Annotated in this window: 22 protein-coding genes; 10 read left to right on the forward strand and 12 right to left on the reverse strand. The window is 63.9% G+C overall.

What is annotated here, in order from left to right:
• Positions 1-64: 64 nt before the first annotated feature.
• The 4 genes from clpS to E5X34_RS31215 all read right to left on the reverse strand — a co-directional run bounded on the left by clpS (position 65) and on the right by E5X34_RS31215 (position 1,534).
• Positions 65-370, reverse strand: a complete 306-nt coding sequence (gene clpS, locus E5X34_RS31200; RefSeq protein ID WP_042640247.1) for an ATP-dependent Clp protease adapter ClpS — start codon at positions 368-370, stop codon at positions 65-67.
• 128 nt (positions 371-498) lie between these two features.
• Positions 499-813 (reverse strand): hypothetical protein, encoded by a 315-nt coding sequence (locus E5X34_RS31205; RefSeq protein WP_245456413.1) that lies wholly within the window; start codon positions 811-813, stop codon positions 499-501.
• Between the two features lie 141 nt (positions 814-954).
• Entirely contained in the window at positions 955-1,191 is a 237-nt protein-coding gene (locus tag E5X34_RS31210; protein WP_292572908.1) for a hypothetical protein, read from the reverse strand.
• 37 nt (positions 1,192-1,228) lie between these two features.
• Positions 1,229-1,534, reverse strand: a complete 306-nt coding sequence (locus E5X34_RS31215) for a hypothetical protein (protein WP_126059731.1) — start codon at positions 1,532-1,534, stop codon at positions 1,229-1,231.
• Positions 1,535-1,772: 238 nt separating this feature from the next.
• On the opposite strand from E5X34_RS31215, the gene E5X34_RS31220 reads away from it, so the two are divergent.
• The 3 genes from E5X34_RS31220 to E5X34_RS31230 all read left to right on the forward strand — a co-directional run bounded on the left by E5X34_RS31220 (position 1,773) and on the right by E5X34_RS31230 (position 4,364).
• Entirely contained in the window at positions 1,773-2,489 is a 717-nt protein-coding gene (locus tag E5X34_RS31220) for a response regulator transcription factor (protein ID WP_292572911.1), read from the forward strand.
• Positions 2,486-3,895 (forward strand): ATP-binding protein, encoded by a 1,410-nt coding sequence (locus tag E5X34_RS31225; RefSeq protein WP_292572914.1) that lies wholly within the window; start codon positions 2,486-2,488, stop codon positions 3,893-3,895. The genes E5X34_RS31220 and E5X34_RS31225 overlap by 4 nt, the downstream gene beginning before the upstream one ends.
• 94 nt (positions 3,896-3,989) lie before the next feature.
• On the forward strand, positions 3,990-4,364 hold the full coding sequence (locus E5X34_RS31230) for a YciI family protein (protein WP_292572917.1): 375 nt from the start codon (positions 3,990-3,992) through the stop codon (positions 4,362-4,364).
• 19 nt (positions 4,365-4,383) lie between these two features.
• Here E5X34_RS31230 and E5X34_RS31235 read toward each other — a convergent pair whose 3' ends face one another.
• Both E5X34_RS31235 and E5X34_RS31240 read right to left on the reverse strand, forming a co-directional pair.
• Positions 4,384-5,865, reverse strand: coding sequence for an aspartate aminotransferase family protein (locus E5X34_RS31235; RefSeq protein WP_292572920.1), 1,482 nt, complete (start codon positions 5,863-5,865; stop codon positions 4,384-4,386).
• A gap of 93 nt (positions 5,866-5,958) precedes the next feature.
• The gene (locus tag E5X34_RS31240; protein ID WP_292572923.1) at positions 5,959-7,044 is read right to left on the reverse strand and encodes a pyridoxal-phosphate dependent enzyme; all 1,086 of its coding nucleotides are present in this window, start codon (positions 7,042-7,044) and stop codon (positions 5,959-5,961) included.
• A 172-nt stretch (positions 7,045-7,216) separates the two neighbouring features.
• Here E5X34_RS31240 and E5X34_RS31245 point away from each other — a divergent pair, with 172 nt between their 5' ends.
• Positions 7,217-9,286, forward strand: coding sequence for a transcriptional regulator (locus E5X34_RS31245; RefSeq protein ID WP_292572926.1), 2,070 nt, complete (start codon positions 7,217-7,219; stop codon positions 9,284-9,286).
• Between the two features lie 45 nt (positions 9,287-9,331).
• Here E5X34_RS31245 and E5X34_RS31250 read toward each other — a convergent pair whose 3' ends face one another.
• From E5X34_RS31250 to E5X34_RS31270, 5 genes are all read right to left on the reverse strand, one after another.
• Positions 9,332-10,369 (reverse strand): MBL fold metallo-hydrolase, encoded by a 1,038-nt coding sequence (locus E5X34_RS31250; protein ID WP_292572929.1) that lies wholly within the window; start codon positions 10,367-10,369, stop codon positions 9,332-9,334.
• Positions 10,370-10,550: 181 nt separating this feature from the next.
• A complete protein-coding gene (locus E5X34_RS31255; protein ID WP_292572932.1) occupies positions 10,551-12,584 on the reverse strand; it encodes an autotransporter outer membrane beta-barrel domain-containing protein in 2,034 nt (677 codons plus the stop codon).
• A gap of 112 nt (positions 12,585-12,696) precedes the next feature.
• Positions 12,697-13,878, reverse strand: coding sequence for a choline ABC transporter ATP-binding protein (gene choV, locus E5X34_RS31260; RefSeq protein ID WP_126081621.1), 1,182 nt, complete (start codon positions 13,876-13,878; stop codon positions 12,697-12,699).
• On the reverse strand, positions 13,875-14,729 hold the full coding sequence (gene choW / locus E5X34_RS31265; protein ID WP_042640270.1) for a choline ABC transporter permease subunit: 855 nt from the start codon (positions 14,727-14,729) through the stop codon (positions 13,875-13,877). Before choW ends, choV begins: the two co-directional genes overlap by 4 nt.
• A gap of 123 nt (positions 14,730-14,852) precedes the next feature.
• Positions 14,853-15,788 (reverse strand): choline ABC transporter substrate-binding protein, encoded by a 936-nt coding sequence (locus tag E5X34_RS31270; RefSeq protein WP_292572935.1) that lies wholly within the window; start codon positions 15,786-15,788, stop codon positions 14,853-14,855.
• A 248-nt stretch (positions 15,789-16,036) separates the two neighbouring features.
• Here E5X34_RS31270 and E5X34_RS31275 point away from each other — a divergent pair, with 248 nt between their 5' ends.
• A complete protein-coding gene (locus E5X34_RS31275; protein ID WP_126081619.1) occupies positions 16,037-16,648 on the forward strand; it encodes a thymidine kinase in 612 nt (203 codons plus the stop codon).
• Positions 16,649-16,651: 3 nt separating this feature from the next.
• Here E5X34_RS31275 and E5X34_RS31280 read toward each other — a convergent pair whose 3' ends face one another.
• Positions 16,652-17,548 carry a DMT family transporter gene (locus E5X34_RS31280; RefSeq protein WP_292572938.1) on the reverse strand — a complete coding sequence of 299 codons (897 nt, stop codon included), beginning with the start codon at positions 17,546-17,548 and terminating at the stop codon, positions 16,652-16,654.
• 98 nt (positions 17,549-17,646) lie between these two features.
• On the opposite strand from E5X34_RS31280, the gene E5X34_RS31285 reads away from it, so the two are divergent.
• From E5X34_RS31285 to E5X34_RS31305, 5 genes are all read left to right on the forward strand, one after another.
• Positions 17,647-18,504, forward strand: a complete 858-nt coding sequence (locus E5X34_RS31285) for a LysR substrate-binding domain-containing protein (protein WP_292572941.1) — start codon at positions 17,647-17,649, stop codon at positions 18,502-18,504.
• A 90-nt stretch (positions 18,505-18,594) separates the two neighbouring features.
• The gene (locus E5X34_RS31290; protein WP_292572945.1) at positions 18,595-18,984 is read left to right on the forward strand and encodes a cytochrome c family protein; all 390 of its coding nucleotides are present in this window, start codon (positions 18,595-18,597) and stop codon (positions 18,982-18,984) included.
• Between the two features lie 333 nt (positions 18,985-19,317).
• Positions 19,318-20,406 (forward strand): hypothetical protein, encoded by a 1,089-nt coding sequence (locus E5X34_RS31295; protein ID WP_292572949.1) that lies wholly within the window; start codon positions 19,318-19,320, stop codon positions 20,404-20,406.
• Between the two features lie 136 nt (positions 20,407-20,542).
• Positions 20,543-21,691, forward strand: a complete 1,149-nt coding sequence (locus tag E5X34_RS31300) for a hypothetical protein (RefSeq protein ID WP_126081617.1) — start codon at positions 20,543-20,545, stop codon at positions 21,689-21,691.
• Positions 21,692-21,715: 24 nt separating this feature from the next.
• Positions 21,716-23,626: an ATP-binding protein gene (locus tag E5X34_RS31305; RefSeq protein ID WP_292572951.1), complete on the forward strand. Its 1,911-nt coding sequence runs from the start codon at positions 21,716-21,718 to the stop codon at positions 23,624-23,626.
• The last annotated feature ends 67 nt before the right edge of the window (positions 23,627-23,693 follow it).

A 23,693-nucleotide genomic window follows, 5' to 3' on the forward strand; every position in this document is an offset into this window, starting at 1 on the left:
TCCGTCTCGGCGCTGCGCGCCGATCCACCTTCTCCCACAAGGGGAGAAGGAAAAGCGCCTGGCCCTACTCTTCCGGCTCGACAGTGAACAGCAGCGGATAGCCCTTGGCCTTGCCGGCATCGGTCGCCCGCGTCGCCTTGGTTTCCGCGACATCCTTGGTGAACACCGCAACGACGCAGACGCCGCGCGTGTGCGCCGTGATCATGACACGATGCGCCTGGTCCTCGCTGAGCTTGAACTCGCCTTTGAGCACAGTGACGACAAATTCGCGCGGCGTGAAATCGTCATTGATCAGGATGACTTTGTAGAGCTTCGGCCGCTCGGTCTTCGGCTGCGCCTTGACACGGGGTTTGATGACGGTTTCGGGCATCGGAATCCACCAGCGATGAACTGGATTTCACATCACTTTGTCACGCAGAAACGCGCTCGTCCATTTGACTGCGCAACGGCGACAAGGCCAGGGCGATCAACTCTATGTGGGGAAGCGCTGGCTGCCGGTCAACGGCCCTGCCGCCCGGCCGTGCGCGACCTGTCGGGGCCGCCCGATCCGCGCTCCAGCAGCGCGAAGAGCATCCAGGCGGCAAAGCCGATCATCGTCGAGCCGGTCAGCACGAGCAGAATCCAGGACTGCGCCGGCGTGATGTAGTCGAAGCTTGAAGAGATCAGCGGAGCGAACAGCTCTGGCTCGGTCCTGCCACTGGCTGGATCCGGCACGGGGCTTGCGGTAAAGATGATCAACGATCGCGCGGCCGCTGTGACGATCAGGCCGCCCAGTGTCAGCGAACGCATCAGGGACGAAAACCGCTTCTTCATGCGGATTGTCCTACAGCACCGGCATTGCAATCAGGTTAAGGGTGCGCGGCGGAAACTGCCGATCGAGAAGGCTTCCGTCGCGCGTAAGCCGCCCCGGCCTGAGCCGGAGCGGCTTTATAGGATGGAATGCCGAAGCCTGGATCAGGTCTTCGGAGCGTCCTTCTTCTCGGTCTTCTTGACGACCTTCTTCGTGGGGGCCTTCTTGTGCTTCTTGGCCGAAACTTTCTTCACCGGCTTGGCCATGGCGTCGGCCGGAGCGGTCGAGGTCGTCGAGGCAGCCGGGGCAGCGGTCGTCGTGGCGGCGGCGTTGCCGAGAGCCGGCATGGCGAAAGCGAGAGCAACACCGAGGCCGAGGGCGGAGAGCATGGACTTCTTCATGGCTTCATTTCCTTTTTCTTGCAGATCTGGATGAGCGTCACTGAACGGGATCGATCGGTGTCACTCCAAGCAGCTTCAAAGCGTTTGCGAGCATCCGGATACCCTGTGCCTGTTTCTTGTTGGCGCAGAACCGGTCTCCCTTTCTTTGCAGTGCTTTCGCCGCGGTGACCTGCGTTGCCGCGGCATGGGTTTCGAGGGCTTCGTCAACCTGACGGCTCAGATTGGTGCAACGCTCGGTCCGGGTGAGCGGTGGCGCGACCTTTGCGGTTGAGGCGCCGGCCGCTGCTGTGATGAGCGATATGCTGAGCAAAGCACCCATCACGCTGATCCAGAACCTCTGCATTGGTCTCGTCCGTTACTCCGGAAACTTGCGTCGCAGCCGATGACCTGACCGCCACGGCACCGGTTATGACCTTGAAATTTTTCACCAGTTTTTCTCGACTGTAGAATTTTGTTTCTGGATTGTTTCTGGGGAACCCGACGGGCGCTGCGATCGCGGCCACTGGCCAAGATGTGGCCCGAATTCTATCGTGTGAGAGATCGCCGAAGGGACGCTCGGCTAACAGAATCATAGGTTTCGAGTGAAATCGGACGCACACATACTGATCGTCGACGACGACAAGGGCATACGCGACCTGCTGCAAGAGTTTTTCCAGAAGCGCGGGCTGCACACGACGGTGGCCGGTGACGGCACCGAGATGGAGGCGGTCCTGCGCCGCACGCCGGTGGACCTGATCGTTCTCGACGTGATGCTGCCCGGAAAGAGCGGACTCGAGCTTTGCCGCGAGATCCGCGCCAACTACACCACGCCGATCATCATGCTGACCGCGGTCACCGAGACGACCGACCGTGTTGTGGGTCTCGAAATGGGCGCCGACGACTATGTGCCCAAGCCCTTCGATCCGCGCGAGCTCCTGGCCCGCATCCGTGCCGTGCTAAGGCGCAACGGCAGCGCCGAGCCGCGTCGCCCGGCCGCCAAGCAGATCTATCACTTTGCCGGCTGGACGATGGACAGCGCCCGCCGCCGCCTGACGGCGCCCGACGACGTCCGCGTGGAGCTGACCATGGCCGAGTTCAACCTGTTGCAGACCCTCGTCAAGAGCGCGGGACGCGTGCTGACCCGCGAGCAGCTGATCGAGCTCTCCGGCGGCGACACCGGCTACAGCTTCGACCGCAGCGTCGACATTCTGGTGAGCCGCCTTCGCCGCAAGATGGAAGACGATCCGAAAACGCCGAAACTGATCCTGACGGTGCGCAGCGGCGGCTATCAGTTCCTGCCCGAGACAACGTCCGAATGAGACGCTTCCTACCGCAGACCCTGCCTGCCTGGGTGCTGCTCATCGTCATTGCCGGCCTCATGCTCAGCCAGGTGGCGACGCTCTACATCGTGGCGCGCGACCGCGCCGCCGCCAACGGTATCGTCGATCTCTACCGATTGAACGACCGTGCCTATTCGCTCGTGCAGCTGATGCACGACGCCACGCCCGAAGAGCGCAAGGCGACCGCGTCCGGCCTGTTCAACTCGACCTATGCGCTGACGGTTTCGGACACGCCCGCCGTCACCTCCTCGATCGCTGGCGATGATCAACTGGCCGAACTGGAGGACATCCTGGTCGGACGCCTGTCGAAATTCGGCATCACGGACGCGCGCGTGCGGCGCGATCCGGCCACCCAGGAGGCCGACGTCCCGGACGGTCAGGCGGTGAACAAGGATGTCGGCCAGGTCGAACGCGACCTTCTGGTCCTCGCCGCGGATTTCGCGCAGAGCGACAAGCTGACGGCGTCATTGCGTTTTTCCGACGGGCAGTGGTTGAATTTCACGGAACCGATCACGCCGGCGGGGCCGATTCTGAGCCTCGACAGCCTGCCGCTCTATTCGCTGATCGCCGGTCTGATCGTCATCATGTCGATCTGGTCGCTGCGCCGGCTGACCGCGCCTTACCGGATGATGGAGACGGCGGTGACGCGGATCGGCAACGACCTGAAAAGCCCGCCGATCTCCGAGAGCGGCAGCCGCGAGATCCGCGCCGCGGCGAAGGCGATCAACGCCATGCAGATGCGGCTGCGCGACTATGTCGAGGACCGCGAGCACCTTGCGGCGGCGCTGGCGCATGACCTGCGCACGCCGCTGACCCGCATGCGGCTCCGACTCGAACTGTTGCGCAGATCGCCCGCGCGCGAGGCGCTGGCGCACGACCTCGCCGATATCGAAAGCATCGCGAGTTCCGTCATCGACTTCGCCAAATTCGAGGTGACCGAGGAAAAGGCCGAGCGGATCGATTTCTGGTCGCTTGTGGAATCGGTGGCGGACTCTTTCGAAGATGCATCCTTCGACGAGGATGCGACGCCTTCGCGCGGCCTGATCTGCATCGCGCGGCCGGTGGCGCTGCGCCGCTGCATCACCAATCTCATCCAGAACGCGGTGACCTACGGCAAGAAGGCGCATCTCGGCGTGCGGCGAACGGGCGACACGATCACGCTCTCGATCCGCGACGAGGGCCCAGGCATTCCGCAAGCGAAGCTGGACGCTGTGTTCGGTTCCTTCGTGCGGCTGGAGGAATCGCGCAACCGCACCACCGGCGGCCTCGGCCTTGGCCTGACAATCGCCCGCAACATCGCCCGCGGCGCCGGCGGCGAGGTCAATCTTTCCAATTACCCCGGCGGCGGCCTGCTGACGGAGCTGCGGCTGCCGGTGGCAGCTTGAGTCAGCAGGCGGTTGCCGGTTCCACGCCGGTACTGGATCGATAACCTCTTCCTTGTGATAGTGCGGCCCGCTCCGGCATGAGGAAACCCGCGCCATGTTCTACGCTATCCTTGCCTACCACGTCGAAGACACCGTCCAGTCCTGGACGCCCGACGAGGATGCGGCGCTGATGAAGGACCTGCTCGAGGTCAACGACAGGCTCACGCGCGAGGGCAAGCTCGGCCCGGCAGCGAGACTCGACGCGACGGCCAAGGCCGTGACGCTGCGCGGCCCGGGCGACGGCATGGTGATCGACGGTCCCTTCGCCGAAACCAAGGAGCAGTTGCTCGGCCTCTATGTCCTCGACTGCGCCGACCAGGACGAAGCTATCGCCGCCGCGCGCGATCTCAAGCGCGTCAACCCTTCCGCCGTCTACGAGATCCGGCCGATCATGCTCTATCTGCCCGGCGCGGCGCTGGCGGCTCGTTGAAATACGCTTCGGGCGCGTTTCACATTGATGGAGCGGCCGCCTTGATCTCCCGCCCAAGCCGAAGCATCTCGCGCACCAGCAGGTCAAGATCCTCGCGGCGCGTGCGGTGATTGGCGATCGCCACCCTCAGGCAATGCCGGCCGTGCACGGTCGTGTCGGACAGAGCCGCGATGCCCTCTTCCTGCAGTCTCAGCATGATCTCGGTGTTGAACGCCTTGAGCCGCTCTTCGGACCCGTCATCAAGCCGGTGTCGGAAGCTGACGATGTTGATGGTGGTCGGCGCCATTAGCTCGAGCGCCGGCTCCGTCTCGATCAGCCCGGTGAGGTAACGAGCCTGGGCGATGTTCTGGTCGATCAGCCGGCCGAACTTTTCGACGCCATGCTCCTTCAGCGCCATCCAGATTTTCAGCGCGCGGAAACCGCGCGACGTTTGAAGCCCGTAGTCGTGCAGCCACGCCCCGGAGGCGAGGCCGCGCGGCGTCGATTCCAGATATTCCGGCGTGACGGCAAACGTATTGCGGTGCGCCGCTGCATCCCGCACCAGCGCGCAACCGGCCTCGAACGGCGCATGCAGCCATTTGTGCGGATCGAGCGCGATCGAATCCGCCTGTTGGATGCCGGCCACGAGCGGTCGGTTCTCTGGCGCGATCGCGATCAGCGCGCCGATGCAGCCGTCGACATGGAACCAGAGGTCTTCTTCGGCCGCCACTTTCGCCAGCACCTGCAGATCGTCGACCGCGCCGGTGTTGACCGAGCCGGCGGTGCCGATCACGCAAGCCGGCTTGAAACCCGCCTCGCGATCCTCCGCGATGGCCGCTTTGAGCGCGCCGATATCGATGCGCAACCCTGCGTCGGTCGGGATTCGCCGCAGCGCCCGGTTGCCGAGGCCAAGCGCTTCCATGGCCTTGCGGTGGCAGGAATGGACCTGGTCCGAAGCGTAGTAACGCAACGGCTTCGGCATAGCGGCGACGCCCCGCTCGCGCACGTCGACGCCGGCCTTGGCGTTGCGCGCCACGGTCAAGCCGATGATGTTGGCCATCGAACCGCCGCTGACCAGCGTGCCGCTGGACGTGGCCGGGAAGCCCATCATCTCCTTCATCCAGTTGACCACCTGGCTGTCCAGCAAACCGGCGGCATGGTTGCCGCCGCCGAGATTGGACCCTTGGATCGCGGCCAGGAAGTCGCCGAGCGCGCCGGTGAAGTTGCTGGCCCCCATATACCAGGACCAGAAACGCGGATGGATGTTTCCCATCGGATAAGGCATGACGTTGCGGGCGACATCGTCATAGACCTCGGCCACCGGCGCCGGCGATCGCGGCAGGGGTGTCTTGAAGAACGACCGCACCTCGGCCGGCATCTCGCGCCAGACCGGACGCTCACGCACATCCTTGAGATAGGTGATGGCGTCATCCAGTATCCGGTGCGAGAGCGCTTCCGCATCGGCCCAGTCCGCCGGATCGAGCGTTTCGTCGGCGGCTGTTAATTCCCGCAAACTATCCATGCGACTTCTCCCGCAGCCCTTTCCAGATCGGCCAATGTGCAGCCAAGCGCCGCGGCGTCGCCACCCGAAAACGGACGACGCCGCGGATCGTCGTCAGACTTCGAACTGGCAACTCGGCGTCGAACGCGACAGCGCCGTTTCCTCGGCGTCCATATCGGCCTCGATGCCGTCGAAGAGCGGCGTCGACATGTAGCGTTCGCCGGTGTCGGGCAGCATGCACAGGATCACAGAGCCGGCCGGGGCCTTGCCGGCGATCTGGCGTGCTACGGCGAAAGTGGCGCCGCCGGAAATGCCGGTGAAGATGCCTTCCTGCTGCGCCAGCGCCTTCGCCCATTTGATGCCTTCAGGGCCGGGGATCGGCACCACCTCGTCATAGTAGCGCTGGTCGATCGCCTCCTGCAGGACATTGGGGATGAAGTCCGGCGTCCAGCCCTGGATCGGGTGCGGCTCGAAAGCCGGATGGCTGGCGGCCGGAGCCCCACCGGCGCCGCGCTCCTGGGCCTTGCCGCTGCCGATCAGCTGCGCGTTCGCCGGCTCGGCGAGCACGATCCTGACTTCCGGCCGTTCCTGGCGCAACACGCGGCCAACGCCGGTCACCGTGCCGCCCGTGCCGTAGCCGGTGACCAGATAGTCCAGCCTTGAGCCTGCGAAATCGTTGATGATCTCGCGGCCCGTGGTCGCCTCATGGATGGCGGCATTGGCCTCGGTTTCGAACTGGCGCGCCAGGAACCAGCCATTGGCCTCGGCGAGTTCCACCGCCTTCTTGTACATGCCGAAACCCTTCTGGGCGCGCGGCGTCAGCACGACCTTGGCGCCCAGCATGCGCATCAGCTTGCGGCGCTCGATGGAGAAGCTGTCGGCCATCGTCACCACCAGCGGATAGCCTTTCTGCGCGCAGACCATGGCAAGACCGATACCGGTGTTGCCGCTCGTTGCCTCCACGACCGTCTGGCCGGGCTTGAGCTTGCCGCTGCGCTCGCCTTCCTCGATGATGTTGAGCGCCAGCCTGTCCTTCACCGAAGCCGCCGGATTGAAGAACTCGGCCTTCACATAGATCGTCGCGTGACCCGGCCCGAGATTGTTGATGCGGATGACCGGCGTGTCGCCGACCGTGTCGAGAATGCTGTCGAACAGCCGGCCGCGCCCTGCCGTGGTCCTGATTTTCAACTGATGCAACATGGATATCTCTCCTCGAAATCTCACATACCGGTTACAGACCGGCGGATTGGGCGGCGCGGTTTCGACACCTTGCCGCGTTAGGTTGCTTGATCTGCCGCAAAATGCGGCAACGGCGGCGTTCCGGCACGGAATGGGGCTGCCGGCTGCCTCCTGTCATCTTTGGTGATAGACTATGGACCAACTGGCCTGCGTTGGAGAAAGCGTGGAAACATACGTGGAATCCGCCCGATCGAGCCTGAACGGCCCCGTTGGCCTGTCCGTAAGGCTGCTCGGGCAACTGGCGATTGCCCGCGACGGAGTGCCCGTCACCTTGCCCTCGTCACGCAAGCTGCGCGCGCTGCTTGCCTATCTGGCGCTGGCGCCTCACCCTGTCAGCCGCAGCCGCCTTTGCGAACTGCTCTGGGATGTGCCCAACGATCCGCGCGGCGAGCTGCGCTGGTGCCTGAGCAAACTGCGCGCCGCGCTTGACGATCCGGATCGGCGCCGGGTCGAAACCCATGGCGATACGGTGTCGCTTCGCCTTGACGATGTCCATATCGACGCGCTGGATGCCGCCGCGGCGGTGGCCGAAGGTGTCGAGACGCTCGATCTCAGGCGGCTGCAGGCACTTTCGCAACATTTTGCCGGCGACTTCCTCGACGGTCTCGAGCTTGATCGCAGCCCGCATTTCGGCAGCTGGCTGACGGCGCAGCGCCGCCGTTTCAGCGCATGCCATGTCGCCGTGCTGGAACACATCATCGGTCTTGTCCCACAGGGAGCCGATGAAGCCGGCGCCTATATCGACAAATGGCTGGAGCTCGCGCCCTTCGACGGCCGTGCGCATGTGGCGCTGCTGGAAAACCTGGCCCGGCGCGGGCAGATCGGCGCCGGCGAGGAGCATCTCGCCACGGCGGCGGAGCTGTTCCACTCCGAAGATCTGGACTTCACCCCGCTCCGCGAAGCGTGGCAGGAGATAAGAGCCCGCAACGCCGCCGCAACGCCATGCGCCCGATCCGGACCGGCCTTCCCGATCTCGGAACCGCCGGTCGCCGCGATCGAATCCGAGCCAGCGGCGACGCGCCGGGCTTCGCTCGCGGTGATGCCGTTTGCCGAGAGTGCCGGCACCGGCGGCTTCCGCGGCGGGCTGGCCGACGGCCTGACGCACGACATCATCACGCGGCTTGCCAAGCTTCGCGATTTCTTCGTCATCGCCCGCGGCTCGGTCTTCGCGCTCGCCGAAAGGAACATCGCGCCGGAAGACGCCGGGCGCAGGCTGAATGTCGACTATGTGGCGACGGGCTCGGTGCGCAGCCTGGCGGGCCGTTTCGTCATATCGGTCGAGCTTGTCGAGGTGCGCACGGCGCGGATTGTCTGGGCCGAGACCTTCGAGCACAAGCCCGACGACATCTTCATCGTTATCGAGGATATCGGCAACAGCATCGTTTCCTCCATCGCCGCCGAGATCGCCACGGTGGAGCGCAACCGCGCATTGCTGAAGGCGCCCAATTCGCTCAACGCCTGGGAGGCCTACCATCGCGGCCTCTGGCACATGTATCGCTTCACCCGCCAGGAAAACGAACTGGCGCAGCATTTCTTCGGCGAGGCGTTGAAGCTGGACCCCACTTTCGCGCGCGCCTATGCCGGCATGTCCTTCACCCATTGGCAGAACGCTTTCCAGCGCTGGGGGGACCGCGATCGGGAGACCGCGCTTGCCTTCGAAAGCGCCGGCCAGAGCCTGCTGGTCGACGACCGCAACCCCGCCGCCCACTGGGCGATGGGCCGCGCGCTGTGGCTGCGCGGCGAACAGGACGGCGCGCTATTGGAACTGGCGAGTGCCGTCGACCTCAGCCCCAATTTCGCGCTCGGCCATTACGCGTTGTCCTTCGTTCATTCCCAGTCGGGCGATCCGCTATCGGCGATCGGCTCGTCCGACCATTCGCGCCATCTCAGCCCCTTTGATCCGCTGTTGTTCGGTATGATGGGTGCGCGCGCCATGGCGCATGCAAGGCTGGGCGAATTCGAAGCGGCGGCCGAATGGGCGCTGAAGGCGGCCGCGAGGCCAAACGCCCATGTCATCATCCTGGCGATCGCCGCCCACTGCCTGGCGCTGGCCGGCCGGCGGGATGAGGCGCGGACCTTCGCCGCCACGATCCGCAGCACCTTGCCGAACTATCGCGCCGACGATTTCATCGCCACCTTCCGCTTCGACCGGGATGGGGAAGCCCTGTTCCGCAACGGCGCCAAGCTGATCGGGCTGAATTGAGCCGCCGGCCGTTTGCGGCCGGCATCACCTGAATATCAACACACCTCAGTGCATCAGCGGCCCACTGGCCTTCCGCCAGGCGTCGATGCCGCCCTGGATGTGGCGGGCGCTGGCAATGCCGACATCCTGCGCCGCTTGCACGGCCATCGCCGAACGCTCACCGAAGGCGCAGTAGAACAGCAACTGCTTGGCTGTCGATTTGGCCAGCTCATGCAGCATGCCGCCGGCCATAATGTTCTCCTGCAGCCGCGCATAGGGCAGATGGATCGCGCCGGGGATGACGCCATGGCGCTCGCGTTCGGACTGCTCGCGCAGGTCGATCAGCGCCACGTCGGGCCGCCCGACCAGCGCCAGCGCCTGCTCGGCGCTCACCGCCCAGCCGCGCCTGGCGATGTCGTCCTGATGCAATCCGACCCGCATGTTGGCGGGCACCGCCACATCCATCATCTTTGGGTTGGCCAGGTTCAGATTGTTCATGATGTTCACATATTCGTCGACCGACTTCACCTGCAGGCGCGGGTTGAAGGCCTTTTCCTCGCCGATCGTCGATACCGTCTCGCCCTTGTAGTCATGCGCCGGGAAGATCAGCGTCTCGTCGGGCAGTTTGAGCAGACGGCCGAAGATCGATTCATATTGCTGGCGCGGATCGCCATTCTGGAAATCGGTGCGGCCGGTGCCGCGAATGAGCAGCGTATCGCCGGTGAAGACACGGTCGGGCAGGACGAAGCTGTAGGAATCGTCGGTGTGGCCGGGCGTGTAGATGACGTCGAGCGCCAGCCCTTCGATGCCGAGCTTGTCGCCGTCGGCAAGCCGCATCGACACCACGTCGGCCTTGGTCTGCTCGCCCATCACAGTGACGCAATGCGTCCTGTCGCGCAGCGCGCCAAGGCCGGTGATGTGGTCGGCGTGAAGATGCGTATCCACTGCCTTGACCAGCCTCAGGTCCAGCTCATTGACCAATTGCAGATAGCGCTCGACCTTCTCCAGCACCGGATCGATGATCAGCGCCTCGCCGCCGCGCCGGCTGGCGAGCAGATAGGAGTAGGTGCCCGAGACGGAATCGAAGAGTTGGCGGAAAATCATCGTCGCGTACCCCGCTGCATTTTCACCGCCGGGCGTCGCCCTCGCGGCCGTAGCAATATTCTACTGCATAGGCTTCTGGAATCAGAATGGATTTCGAAAAATATATACGCCGGTAGATGGCCTTCCCCGCAGCCGCGGGATGCAGCCCTCGAATGCGGTACGGGCTGGTCGATCAGAACCCTCAAAAAGCCTTGCTGAGGCGAGCCAGGCCTCGGACAGTGAAGGCGTTGTCGGTCCCGTAACCGGCCTCGAAGCCGGCATTGAGCGTCAGGCCGGCGCCCACTTCCGCGGCGACGTCCGCGCCGGCAAAGCCGCGCAACACGAATTTTCTGCCGCCCGCGGGAAAAGAGATGTCCTGGCCGAGCAATGTTGCCGAAACGTCATCGCTGCTTTGCGCGATCGCATCGACCCCGGCGCGAAGCGTGGTTTGCCAGGCCTGGCTTGGCGTACTGACAGCTGTCAAAGCCAGCGCGAGCTGGCCACGCGCCGCAAAGACGTTGACGTCACGCCGCGAGACCGCGAGATCGCCGTCCGAGCCGGTCTCCGCGTAATCGTCAATGAAGAGTCCCGCATAGCGCAGCCGCACGCTGGGTATCAATGTACCGGCGGCGACCGGCAGCCGCATGCCGAGCGTGACCGAGGGGCTGAGGAAGACGCCGTTGAAATCGGCGCGCGCCGTCTCGATGCCGCCGAGCACCAGATTGTTCGCGACATGGCGGCGGCTGCGTTCCTGCAGCACGCCGGCGACGAACGCCGCTTCGGCGAAATGCGCACCTGCGTCATAGCCGAGATAGCCGCCGGCGAACACGCCGCGATGGACGATCTCCTGCGCATTATCGTCGACCTCGGTAGACCCGGCGGCGCCGCCGAGGAACAAGCCGCCGAGGAAGCCGTCGCCCGAGCGCCTTTCAGCGCCGGCGACCACACCGCCCAGCGCCTCGCTGAACCCGGCCGGCGCGCCGGAACCACCCTGGGAGCGTATCCCGCCGAAAGTGGAGATCCAGGCGTCCGGACCTTTCCGTAGCGCAGGCAAGCCGTCGTCCGGGGCAGCCATACGGGCCTCGGCGAGACCGCCTATGCCGTCGACAAGGTCCTCGATCAGCGGCCCGCTGCTCGCAAACCCGGTGATGTCGACCACCGCCACGCTGTCGCCGCTGGTCACGAACGGCCTGCTGCCGGTGAGGATGGTTTGCGGCAGGCCGCTTCCTGAAAAACTCATGACGGCGTTGAGCCCAGGGCCGAAGGTGACGGTGTTGCCGCCACCGGAAAAGACGATCGGCCCCTGGATGGCCGTCCCGCCCAACAGGTTCAGCGTGGCGCCGGACGAGCCGAAATAGATCGCCACGCTCTGGTCGCTGAAGACGCGACCGGAATTGGTGATGACGGAGTTGCCGCCTTGCGCCGCAATGCCGACACCGCCCAGACCCTCTACGATCACCGAACCGGAATTGGTGATCGTGGCGTTGCCGAACAGCGCACTGATACCCGTCGAAGCCGTCCCGAAGACATCGACCGTGCCGCTGTTGGCGATGGTGATGTCATTGCCGCTGGCGCCGATGCCGACCGAAGCCAGGCCCGACACAACGATCGACCCGGAATTATCGAGTCGCAGCCCGTTGCTCTGCCACAGAATCCCTCCGGCCGCGGTCCCATAGGCCTCGATGGATCCGCTGTTATTCACCGTCAGGTCCGGCCCGTCGCCGATTATGCCCGCGGCAGCCGTGCCGGAAACGCCGATAAAGCCGCGATTGTCCACATGCCCCCCCGGGGCATCGCTGATGATGCCATATGTGGCGATGCCAAGCGCTTCGATAACCCCGTTGTTCTCGATGTGCGCATTGCCACCCACTGACAGAATGCCGATGGAGCCGTCGCCAATCGCCAGGATGCCTCCGTTGTTAAGGATGATCGCGTCGGGCCCTTGCGAATGCACATTGGCGGCGCCGCCGCCCAAGGTTGCGATCAGCCCGTAATTGGTCAGCCGCTGACCCGAATTGAACATCCGCACGGCATCGATGCCAGCGCCGAATGTTTCGATCGCTCCGTTTGCCTGCACGAGACCGGTCTCACCGGCATTGCTCATCGTCAGCTGGCCGGCAATGACGCCATTGCCAATGACAAAATCTTGGGCGAACGCCGCGCCGCTACCAAGCGAGACCCCGGCGACAATCGACAGCGCTATCGCGCCTGGAACTCCTGTGCGCGACGTCGGCATCACCCCTCTGGCGCATGGCCACGCAACAGGTGGATTCTGCGCCCGAAGGAAGCGAAAGACAAGCCGCTGGCAAAACGCCCAGCCAGGGGGGCCTATACGCCTGCGAAGAAGCCTATCGCCGCAGCACAGCGCTGAGCACGTCGCGGATGCCGATCGCGCCGACGAAGCGCGAGCCCTCGTCGAACAGCGCCACCGGCGCCGTCTGCGAGCGGTGCATGGCGAGCATCACCGTCTTCAACGGCGTGCCGGGATTGGCCCAGAACACCTGGGCGCCCTCTTCCGGCTGGCGCTCGACATCGGCGCAGGAGACCCACACCGCCGGCTTGCCGTCGCGCTCGGCCGCGGCCACCAGGCCGTGCTCGTCGATCTTGAAGCGCGTCGTCTTGCGCCGGTCGAGCCACACCCAGCCATCCTCGCCCTGCTCCAGGTCGCGGCGGTCCCGCATCACGTTCCAGGCCGTCAGCACCGACAACGGGTTCACATTGGCGATGAAGTCTCGGACATAGTCGTTGGCGGGCCTGAGCACGATGTCTTCCGGCGCGCCGGTCTGGACGATGCGGCCGCCTTCCATGATCGTGATGTGGCTGCCGATCTTCAGCGCCTCCTCGAGGTCATGGCTGACGAAGATGATGGTCTTCTTGAGTTCGGCCTGAAGCTGCAGCAATTCGTCCTGCAGCTTGGTGCGGATCAGCGGGTCGAGTGCCGAGAACGGCTCGTCCATCAACAGAATCGGCGCTTCGGTGGCGAAGGCGCGCGCCAGTCCGACGCGCTGCTGCATGCCGCCGGAAAGCTCATGCGCGTATTTCTTCGACCACTGGTCGAGATGGACGAGCTGCAATTGCTTCTGCACCCGCGCCTTGCGCTCGGCTTCCGGCACGCCGGCAAGCTCGAGGCCGAAGCCGACATTTTCCTCGACGGTGCGCCAGGGCAGCAGGCCGAACTGCTGGAACACCATGGCCACCTGCTTTTGCCGCAGCCGCCGCAAGGTCGCCTCGTCGCAGGTGACGACATCGACGATGCGGTCGCCGTCCTTGACCAGCACCTGGCCGCGCGACACGACGTTCAGCCGGTTGACGGCCCGAAGCAGCGTCGACTTGCCGGAGCCGGACAGACCCATCAGCACCGAGATCTCGCCTTCATGCACAGTGAGGCTGGCGCCGGCGCAACCCAGCACATTGCCGGTCTTCTCCAGGATCTCGGCGCGCGTGGCGCCCTGGTCGATCAGCGCCAGAGAACCGGCCTGGTCGGCGCCGAAGACGATGTCCACGTTCTTGAAATCAACCGCGACGGTCATTTCTTGCCTCCAACGCCGATGCGGGTCATGCGGTCGAGCACGATCGCGAGCACAACGATCGCGAGACCCGCCTCAAGCCCGAGATCGATGCGGCGCGAGCCGAGCGCGCGGTTGATTTCCGTGCCGAGGCCGCCGGCGCCGATCAGGGCGGCGAACACCACCATCGACAGCGACAGCATGATCGATTGCGTCAGACCCGCCATGATGGTCGGCAGCGCCGATGGCAGCTCCACCTTCCACAGGAGCTGGCGCTTGGTGGCGCCGAAGGCCTCGCCCGCCTCGATGATCGCCTTGGGCACCGAGACCACGCCGAGATGGGTGAGCCTGACTGCCGTCGGGATGACGAAGATGATGGTGACGATGAGACCGGGCGCGTTGCCGAGGCCGAACAGCGTGAGCACCGGGATCAGGTAGACGAAGGTCGGCAGCGTCTGCATCAGGTCGAGCACCGGCAGCATGACGCGGTAGACCTTCGGCTTGTGCGCGGCCCAGATGCCGAGCGGCACGCCGATCGCCATCGCCATGGCGGCGGCGGCAACGACCAGCACCAGCGTCTGCACCGTCTGCTTCCACAGGTTCTGGTTGATGATGAAGATCAGGCCGAGGAAGACGCCGATGGCGAGCGGCCGCGAACGCTGCAGGAGCCAGGCGACGATCGCGATGACCAGCGCCAGAAGCACGGGCGGCACCATCAGCAGAAGATTCACCGCCCCGTCGAGGATGAAATTCAGCCCGTTTGAAAAAGCCCGGAAGATGGTGTCGAAATTGTCGGTCAGGAAGCCGAAGAACGCCTTGCCCCACGGCCCGATGGGGATTTTGTAGTCGGTCAGGAATTTCGAAATCGGATCCATCTTTCCCCTCTCGGCTTCGCCGCGCTTGCCGCGCGGTCATCCTCTCACGTCTACAGGCATATGAAAAAGGGCAGCCTCTTCAAGGGCTGCCCTTTTCCGGAAATCATGCCGGTCCCAAGCGGCTCAGCTCCCGAGCGCGGTCTTGACGGCGGCAGCCGCGTCCCCGCCATCAAAGGTGGTGACGCCGGCAATCCACGGCGCAATGGCGTCGGGATGCTTCTTCAGCCAGTCTTTCGCCACCGTCTGGGCATCGCCGCCCTTCAGGATCGCGTCCATCATCTCGCCTTCCATGTCGAGATTGAACTTAAGATTGGCGATGAACTTGCCGGCGTTCGGGCATTCGGTGGTGTAGCCCTTGCGCACGTTGGTGTAGACGGTGGCGGCGCCGAAGCCGCTGTCGCCCATGCCGTCGAGATAGGTGATCTTCATGGCGCCCATCACCGGGTGCGGCGTCCAGCCGAGGAAGGCGATCCATTCATTGTTCTTCATCGACTGCTCGGCCTGCGTCAGCATGCCGGCTTCCGACGACTCGACCAGTTCGAAGCCCTCGAGATTGTCCTTCGGGTTCTTGATCATGTCGAGGATGATGCGGTTGCCGTCATTGCCGGCCTCGATGCCGTAGATCTTGCCGTTGAATTTGTCCTTGAACTTGCCGAGATCGGTCAGTGTCTTGACGCCGGCATCCGCGACATAGGTCGGCACGACGATGCCATAGCCGGCGCCGGTCAGGTTGGTGCTGATCGTCTCGACCGAGCCGTCGGCGGTATAGTCCTTGATGTCGTTGGTCATCGACGGCATCCAGTTGCCGAGGAAGACGTCGAGGTCCTTGTTCTTCAGCGACGCATAGGTCACCGGCACCGAGAGCTGGATCGTCTGCGGCTCGTAGCCGAGCGCGGTGAGCAGCACCGAAGCCAGGCCGGTCGTGGCCTGGATGTCGGTCCAGCCGACATCGGACAGGCGAACCGCCTTGCAACTCGCCGGATCGCCGGCATAGGCGGCCGTCGTGGTCAGAAGCGCCGCAAGGCCGATGCCCGCGGCGATATATTTCATACGCGACATGAACTTTCTCCCATTGCAATTACTAGGCGATGCGAAGTCACGGTTCTTGCGCCCGCCTTGTTTCGTCAGCCAAACACCATTTTGAAGCCGTTTCAAGCGCTTCAACATCACGACGAACGGCGCGCGCTGGCCTTTACGCGACATGACAGGCTTTTGAACGACATCGGATTTTAGACGGCAGGGAGTTTTTGGTGGACGGAGCCTCGGCCCCCCTCCCCGCGTGCCGACATGTGAGCTTAGAAGGACGCATGGCCAAGCTTTACTTCCACTACGCGACGATGAATGCCGGCAAGACGACGATGCTCTTGCAGGCGTCCTACAATTATCGCGAGCGCGGCATGTCGACGATGCTGTTCGTCGCCGGCCACTATCGCAAGGGCGACAGCGGGCTGATCTCGTCGCGCATAGGTCTCGAATCCGAGGCCGAGATGTTCCGCGACGGCGACGATCTCTTCGCCAGGGTCGCCGAGCATCACGAACATACGACCGTGCATTGCGTGTTCGTCGACGAGGCTCAGTTCCTCGAGGAGGAGCAGGTCTGGCAGCTCGCGCGCATCGCCGATAGGCTGAACATCCCGGTCATGTGCTACGGCCTGCGCACCGATTTCCAGGGCAAGCTGTTCTCCGGCTCGCGCGCGCTGCTCGCCATCGCCGACGACCTGCGCGAGGTGCGCACCATCTGCCGCTGCGGCCGCAAGGCCACGATGGTGGTCAGGCTCGGCTCCGACGGCAAGGTGGCGAAGCAGGGCCAGCAGGTCGCCATCGGCAAGGACGTCTATGTCTCGCTCTGCCGCCGCCATTGGGAAGAGGAAATGGGCAGGTCTGCTCCCGACGATTTCATCGGTTTTGTCAGCCCCTGAGGTTTAGGCGGCCGAGACACGCCGCATCGGAAACCGCCAGCCAAGCCGCACGCCGAGGGTTGCCAGCGCAATCAGCGCCATGCCGGCAGCCTGCGCCGGTCCGAGTGGATGGCCGTACAAGGCCCAGTCGATGATGATGGCGACGACAGGATAGATGAAAGTGAGGATGCCGATCACCGGCGTCGTCAGGCGCGGAAAGGCTGAATTCATCAGCACGTAGGCGATGCCGGTATGCAGGACCCCGATCCCGGCCAGCCAGCCCCACGACGCAGGCGGGATGGGATGGCCGATGTCGGCGAACGGGGCGAGCAACACGACCCCGACCAGCGTCTGGCAAAACACCGTGATCTCCGCGCGCTGTTGTCCGAGGCCCTTGGCGAGGATCGTCGCCACCGCATAAAGCAGGGCCGCACCCAGCGTCAGCGCGATGCCCAACGCCCATTTCGCGTCGGCATGGCCGTGTGTGACGACCAGGCCGCTGGCCAGCACCACGCCGAGAAACGCGCCAAGCATCCATAGGATCTGGTCGGGCGAAATGCGTTCCTTGAGGAAGACAACGCCGATCAGCACCACGAAGAACGGCTGAACATGGTAGACGATTGTCGTCGTCGCGATCGATGTCATGGCGAAGCCGGCGAAGAAGGCCGTCCAGCTCAGCACCATGCAAACGCCGCCGAGCGCGGCGAGCGCAAGCCGGGATGGGGACAGCGTCCGGTCCGGCAGGTAGCCGCGCAGCAGGCACCAAGCGGCCAGGAACAGCGCGCCGAACACGCATCGCCAGAAGACGACGGTGACGGGATGTTGTCCCGACTCCGTGACGAAGGCGCCAACCGTGCCGGCAATCACCATCGCCAGAGCGAGGCTCGCGGCGGGGAAGCGGGCGATCGACATGTCCCTCATGGCGAGTTCTCCGACTGTCGAACTCCATCTGGCCAGCCGAAACGATTTCAATCAAGCGAATAGATTTGTGAGTACCTATTCGATATGCTGATAGCACCATGGCCGCTCCACTCGACCTCAACCTGCTGAAGACCTTCGTTGCCGTCGTCGAAAGCGGCAGCCTGTCCAATGCGGCGCCGCGCGTCGGCCGCAGCCAGTCGGCGGTCAGCATGCAGATGCAAAGACTGGAAGACATGGTGGGCAACCAGCTTCTGGTGCGAGGCCCTAGAACGGCCACCCCCAATGCTGCCGGCGAGGATTTCCTCATCTATGCGCGCCGGCTGCTGAAATTGTCCGACGAGGCATGGGCGAGCGTCACCCGGCCGAAGGAAACAGGCAGCGTGCGCCTCGGCGTGCCGGACGACTACGCCGCCTTCCTGCTGCCGCCCGTGCTGTCGCGCTTTGCCGAGGATCACCCGCTGGTCACCGTCGAACTCGTCTGCGAGCAGTCGACCGCGCTGGTGAAGACCCTGGCGGAGGGACGGCTCGATCTGGCGATCGTCACCCGCCTGCCGGATCAGCCGCTCGAGGTGATCAGGCTGGAGCGCTTTGTCTGGGTCGCCTCGCCCAATCACGTCGCCTGGCAGACCGATCCGCTGCCTGTCGCCCTGTTCGAACCTGGCTGCGCGGCAAGGATGAATGTGCTGCAGGCACTCGGTGGTGCCGACCGATCCTATCGCTGCACCTATTCCAGCGCCTCCCTGCTCGGACTGGTCGCGGTCGTCCAAGCCGGGCTGGCGGTCGCCGGCCTTGCCCAGCGAAGCGTGCCGCCGTCGCTGCGCATCATCGGCGCCAATGAGGGGCTGCCTGTGTTGCCGGACCTGGAGATCGGCATACTGCGCAACCCTTTGTCGACGACGCCGGCGGTCGATCGTCTGCATGATTTTCTGCGCCGCGACCTGGCGCAGCAGGCCTGAGCCGAAGAGCTCGCTCGCGGGTCCGGGTGTGTGGCCTTTATCAAGCCTTCGCCCTATAAGGCCGACAGCCAGTATTCTCCGGGGTCAGCCATGCTTCGAGCCATTTCGCCCGCCACGCTTTTCCTGCTTGCCAGCGGCCTTGCCGCGCATGCCGGTGGCGATGCAGCGTTGGGCAAGAAGGTCTTCAACCGCTGCATGGCCTGCCATGAGGCGGCAAGCGACCGCGACAAGGTGGGCCCGCATCTGCTGGGCGTCGTCGGCCGCAAGGCCGGCTCGGCGGAGAGCTTTGCCGGCCATTATTCGCAAGCCATGAAAGATGCCGGCGCTGCCGGCCTGGTCTGGGACGAAGCCAACCTTACCGAATATCTCAAGGCGCCCAGGCAGAAGGTTCCCGGCAACAGAATGGCCTTTACAGGCCTGACTAGCGACGACGACATCGCCAACGTGATCGCCTATCTCAAGGCCGATCCGAAGCCCTGATGGGCGCGGGAGAAACCGGCATTCGCCCGACCGTCGCGCGAAAGGTTGGCCGCCGAACCATTGATTTCGCCGTCACCCGGCGCGACAGATTTGCCGGCGCTGTTTCATCACCTTGGCTGTTCGCAAAAACAAGAGCTTAAGGCATATCATCTAAAGCTGTTTAAACGCGCCGCACGTTACTGGGCGCCTTACGCATGCTTGCCTTGTCTTTCAAGGACCTGACCAGTTCTTTTGTTTTGGCGCCTCTCCTTGTCTTCCTTCTTTCAATCCCTGGAAGCGCCACATATATTCGCCGCCACGACACGGAAACGGATGCCGAAGCGGGAGGCCCCAATGGCGACATTGCAGAATTTCGATGCCGAAATTGCCAAGACCAAGCAGGTCGTGCAGGACATGCGCACCAAGATCGAGCAGTCCGGCACGGTGCTCGACACGCTTGCCCAGGCTGACAAGAAGATCGGCGACGCCAATTTCGACATCGAGAACGCCCGCATCGAGGACGTGCTCAAGCAGCAGAAGGTCATGGAAGGCAACATCGCCGACCTGATCATCGGGCTCGAGGACGCCACCAACGTTTTCGGCGCCGAGTTCGAGAGCATGAAGAGCTACACCGGCTGGGAAAGCTTCGTCGGTGTCTTCTCCGAGCAGCGCAAGCAGCGCATGCGCACCGACCGCGTCCGCAACATGTCGCTGGCCGGCAATCTGCAGGAGCTTTTGGCGAAGTCGGATACCATCGTCGGCATCCTGAAAGCGCAGAAACAGATCCTCGACCAGCGCTACAAGACTTCCGAGACCAGCCTGTCGCAGGTGATCGAACGCCGCAAGACGACCATGTCCAACCTCGAGGCCGTGCAGAAGCGCATCGAGGAATTGAACCCCCTGCTGCTCGACATCGAGAACAAGATCGCCGCCTCGACGACGCAGAAGGAGCGTACCGAGCTTGAGGGCGAGCGCTCCAAAATGGCGACCGAATACAACGAAAAGCAGGCCAAGGAACAGGAACTGCTCGCCGAAAGCCAGACGCTGGAGCGCTATACCTCGATGTTCCAGACCTTCGTCGATTCGCTCAACAACCAGATCGCCGCGCAGTCGACGCTGATCAACAAGCTGACCATCGACACCGAGCAGCGCATCGTGCTGTACAAGGCGCTGGAAGATTCGCTGAAGACCGCCGCCCAGCAGGACGTCGCCCACAAGATCAACACGCTGGGCAGCCAGGTCGACAACACGGCCGAGGAGACGATGGCCGGCATCGGCGCCGCCTCGCAGAAGCATATCGGCGACCTGCTCGAGATGCATGAGAAGAATATGGTGGCTTCAGCCGACATCCAGCGCCGCAAGAAGCTTGCCGACGACGCTTTCGCGCGCCGCTTCGACGAGGTGATGAAGAAGCACAATTCCGCCAACTACGTGCAGTCCTGAGCAGGTTCCGCAAAAGTGTTCCACGGTTTTGCGGTCAGAACCTGCGAAAAACAAAGGAACCCAAGCATCTATTCGTGCGGTATCCCACGAATGGATGCTTGGGCGGCGCCGCTGATCTCATCTCCACGGCGATCCCATGACACCTGAGAACGACGCGGCGGCACGCTATTTCTCCGCCATCACGGCGGCGCTTGGCGGACTGGAAGTGTTCATGCGCGACGATCGCTCGCCGCTTTACCGGCACGGCATCGTCGCCAGGATCGTCGCGGAATATATCGCGCGGCTGGACAAGTCCTTTGCCTGCTGGCGCAACCGGCTGGGCTTCATGGACACCTTCCGCATCTCGCGTGCCGACAGCGGCTATCCCGTGTTCCAGAACCTGCTCGAACTGGAGAACGACCGCCAGCAGGCCGATGCGCGGCTGGCCAACATCCCGCAGGCCGGCGAGCTGCGCGAGGAGATGGCCGACTTCATCCTGCGCCACAAGGAGTTTCCCGAGGCGCTGCAGAAGTCGATGGCCGAGCGGCTCTATCTGGAGGACGTCAAGAGCGAGGCGACCTTCGGCCCGTTCACGCTTGCCCAGACGGCCAAGGTCTCGGTCAACCCGAAGACCATGCGGCCCTATTACCTCGTCCACTGGGCGACGTTCGACGGCAGCGCCAACCTGCCGCTGATCTACATGGTGACTGTAGAGGACTCCTCCGAAAGTATGGTGCGCCAGCTTGTCGACGACAGCACCGGCAAACTGAACGAGCGCGTCGATATTCCGCTTCCCGTTGATGGCCTGCTCAACCCGGAGCTTGCGCACCGCTTCGATGATTTCACCGAAAAGAACTCGGCCTACACGCTCTCGCCGGCGACGATCGCCGTCAATCTCGACAAGGATTTCGAGCCGTTGCACCCCAAGCAGCTGCGGCGCGTGGTGCTCGGGCCCTTCTACTCGGCCGGCATCACCGACAACAATTCGACCGTGGCCGAGGTGCTCTCCAAAGTGCGCAAGCCCGAGAATGCCTGGCTGCTCACCTGGACAATCCAGGAGGTCTTTTCCAAGAGCGAGAAGCCCGGCCGCAGGGGTCTTTTCTCCAGCGAGAAGACGACGCAGGAATTCTTCATCAACACCGACGACCTCGAAGCGGCGCGCCAGGGCGTGTCGAGCTACGAGAACCACGCACTGATCCCGCACGAGGCCTACCAGGCGCTCTACGCGGCGGGCGAAGCGCAGAAGATCTTTTCCGGCTACAAGGTTCACATCCTGTCCAACGGACAGGTCATCAGCGATGTATGATCGTCAAACCGCGGAGCATCCTTCATGGACACCGGCCTGACCACGATCTCGGAAGCCGCAATCGAGAAGCACCGTGCCACCGCGCAGAGTTTCATCACCCGCATCGTGGTGCTGGAGGATTCGGCGCGCGAATCCGGCACCGCGCTTGCCGGCACCAACCGCCGCTTCGTCTCGACCGTGTCGGTCGGCTCGGTGCGCCGCACGCGCGAGGTCGAGCTCTCAAAGACGGTCGCGGCCATCCACCCTGACGACCAGTTGATGAGCATCCCGCAGCACACGCTGCTCTACCGCGCCCGCCGTGGCCTCGCTATCGCGCTCGCCATTTCCGATGTCTTCGCCGAAGGCTCGGACCTGGAAAGCCTGCAGGCCAAGAATGCCCGTGCGCCGCTGGAGGGCGACGAGGCGTCGACCTTCAAGAAGCTTCTGTCGGCGTCGGCTTACGTCTCCGCTTTCAGTTTCGCTTCCTACCTGTTCCAACTGATCGACAGCGACGGCGAGGCGCCCAACGACAGCCCCGAGCCCGACTTCCTGTTCGACACGCCGCAGGACGCGGTGAAGTCGATCCTCGCCGGCCTCGACAAGGCGATCGCCGGCTCGAAGGACGACGCCGACCTGATGACCCGGGCGCGGGCCTTCGCCCGCGTCGCCGTCGACGGGCTCTTGGCGCGCAAAGGCCGTTTCGACGGCATCGGCTCGTTCGAGAATGCGCATATCCGCATCGACGTCGACGATTTCACCCTCGACGGCTTCGACGTCGCGCCCGGCAAGCGCTCCAAGCCGCTGGTGATGACCTTCAAGAAGCCGGAGGAAGTGGTCGGCAACCACATCGCCAAGTACCAGTCGGTCAAGCTGGCCAAGATGCTGATGGCCTATGATTTCGAGCGCGAGCTGAACCCCTTCGTCGAGCTTGGCGGCTTCCTGTTCACCTTCATCGGCGACGGCGCGCCGGGCACCGGCAAGACGACGCTGATCCAGATGATCGCCGGGCTCGTCAACGGCTACTGCCAGGTGGCCGGCTATCCCTTCGCCTATGAGAATTTCGGCGTCGACCAGATCTCGTCCTACCAGGGCAAGTCCGGCCAGAACTGCCGGCAATTCATCAACAACGTGCTCAATCCACGCGTCATCGGCTTCGGCACCATCGACGATATCGACCAGGTTGCCGCGCGCCGCTCCGACGACCGTGCCTCCGCCGGTCAGCAGGAGATCACCGGCGTACTGATGGATGCCTTTGCCGGCGCCTCGACGGTCGTGCGCGGCAACTGCTCTTTCGGCATGTTCTCCAACTATCCCGAAAATGTCGACGACGCGCTGCGCCAGCGCGCCGGCGCGCGCTGGCTGGTCGATGGCCCGCAGACCCGCGACGACTACATCGACATCTTCGTGCTGCTCGCCGGCAAGAACCACAACATCCCGCTGGGCGAGCACGAGCTCTATGCCGCGCAGGAGATCCAGCGCGCCGTAGCCGAGGCCTATGAAGAGCACGAGAAGCCGCAGGAAGACGGGCTCATGAAGGTCTATGAGCGCTACATGAAGGAGAATGGCGCGCCCAAGACCATGGCCGATATCGGCACCTACCTGCACATGATCAAAGACGCCGAACCGCGCTTCACCGGCCGCGCCATCAAGAACGTCACCGACGCGATCAAGATGCGCGCCATGGATATCGAGCTGCCGGACGACTGGTTCGAGAAGCCCGAAGCCTTCATGCACAAGAGCTATGACGACAAGAAGGCGATGATCGAGGAACTGCGCGGGCCGTTCTCGATGGACATCGTCATGCAGGAGATCAACCGCTACGCCGATTCCGAATTCCGCTATTCCGACAAGTCGGATGATGCCGCGGTGGAGAAGCTGTTGCGCGACGCAAGGCTGCGCGAGAGGGCAGCGCGCGAAATGGAGGAACTGAAGAAGAAGGGGGCGTGGAATGCGTGAAGCGCGCCGACGCCCCCTTCTCCCCTTGTGGGAGAAGGTGTCGCCGAAGGCGACGGATGAGGGGTGC

It is taken from the genome of Mesorhizobium sp. (assembly GCF_004963255.1).
Classification (GTDB): Bacteria; Pseudomonadota; Alphaproteobacteria; order Rhizobiales; family Rhizobiaceae; genus Mesorhizobium.

Coding starts and splice junctions, on each gene's coding strand:
- E5X34_RS31205 (WP_245456413.1), bottom strand. CDS start 813: ATGAAGAAGCGGTTTTCGTCCCTGATGCGTTCGCTGACACTGGGCGGC.
- E5X34_RS31235 (WP_292572920.1), bottom strand. CDS start 5,865: ATGGATAGTTTGCGGGAATTAACAGCCGCCGACGAAACGCTCGATCCG.
- choW (WP_042640270.1), bottom strand. CDS start 14,729: ATGGATCCGATTTCGAAATTCCTGACCGACTACAAAATCCCCATCGGG.
- E5X34_RS31225 (WP_292572914.1), top strand. CDS start 2,486: ATGAGACGCTTCCTACCGCAGACCCTGCCTGCCTGGGTGCTGCTCATC.
- E5X34_RS31295 (WP_292572949.1), top strand. CDS start 19,318: ATGGCGACATTGCAGAATTTCGATGCCGAAATTGCCAAGACCAAGCAG.
- E5X34_RS31230 (WP_292572917.1), top strand. CDS start 3,990: ATGTTCTACGCTATCCTTGCCTACCACGTCGAAGACACCGTCCAGTCC.
- E5X34_RS31280 (WP_292572938.1), bottom strand. CDS start 17,548: ATGAGGGACATGTCGATCGCCCGCTTCCCCGCCGCGAGCCTCGCTCTG.
- E5X34_RS31285 (WP_292572941.1), top strand. CDS start 17,647: ATGGCCGCTCCACTCGACCTCAACCTGCTGAAGACCTTCGTTGCCGTC.
- E5X34_RS31300 (WP_126081617.1), top strand. CDS start 20,543: ATGACACCTGAGAACGACGCGGCGGCACGCTATTTCTCCGCCATCACG.
- E5X34_RS31270 (WP_292572935.1), bottom strand. CDS start 15,788: ATGTCGCGTATGAAATATATCGCCGCGGGCATCGGCCTTGCGGCGCTT.
- E5X34_RS31210 (WP_292572908.1), bottom strand. CDS start 1,191: ATGAAGAAGTCCATGCTCTCCGCCCTCGGCCTCGGTGTTGCTCTCGCT.
- E5X34_RS31290 (WP_292572945.1), top strand. CDS start 18,595: ATGCTTCGAGCCATTTCGCCCGCCACGCTTTTCCTGCTTGCCAGCGGC.
- clpS (WP_042640247.1), bottom strand. CDS start 370: ATGCCCGAAACCGTCATCAAACCCCGTGTCAAGGCGCAGCCGAAGACC.
- E5X34_RS31305 (WP_292572951.1), top strand. CDS start 21,716: ATGGACACCGGCCTGACCACGATCTCGGAAGCCGCAATCGAGAAGCAC.
- E5X34_RS31255 (WP_292572932.1), bottom strand. CDS start 12,584: ATGCCGACGTCGCGCACAGGAGTTCCAGGCGCGATAGCGCTGTCGATT.
- E5X34_RS31245 (WP_292572926.1), top strand. CDS start 7,217: ATGGACCAACTGGCCTGCGTTGGAGAAAGCGTGGAAACATACGTGGAA.
- choV (WP_126081621.1), bottom strand. CDS start 13,878: ATGACCGTCGCGGTTGATTTCAAGAACGTGGACATCGTCTTCGGCGCC.
- E5X34_RS31275 (WP_126081619.1), top strand. CDS start 16,037: ATGGCCAAGCTTTACTTCCACTACGCGACGATGAATGCCGGCAAGACG.
- E5X34_RS31215 (WP_126059731.1), bottom strand. CDS start 1,534: ATGCAGAGGTTCTGGATCAGCGTGATGGGTGCTTTGCTCAGCATATCG.
- E5X34_RS31240 (WP_292572923.1), bottom strand. CDS start 7,044: ATGTTGCATCAGTTGAAAATCAGGACCACGGCAGGGCGCGGCCGGCTG.
- E5X34_RS31250 (WP_292572929.1), bottom strand. CDS start 10,369: ATGATTTTCCGCCAACTCTTCGATTCCGTCTCGGGCACCTACTCCTAT.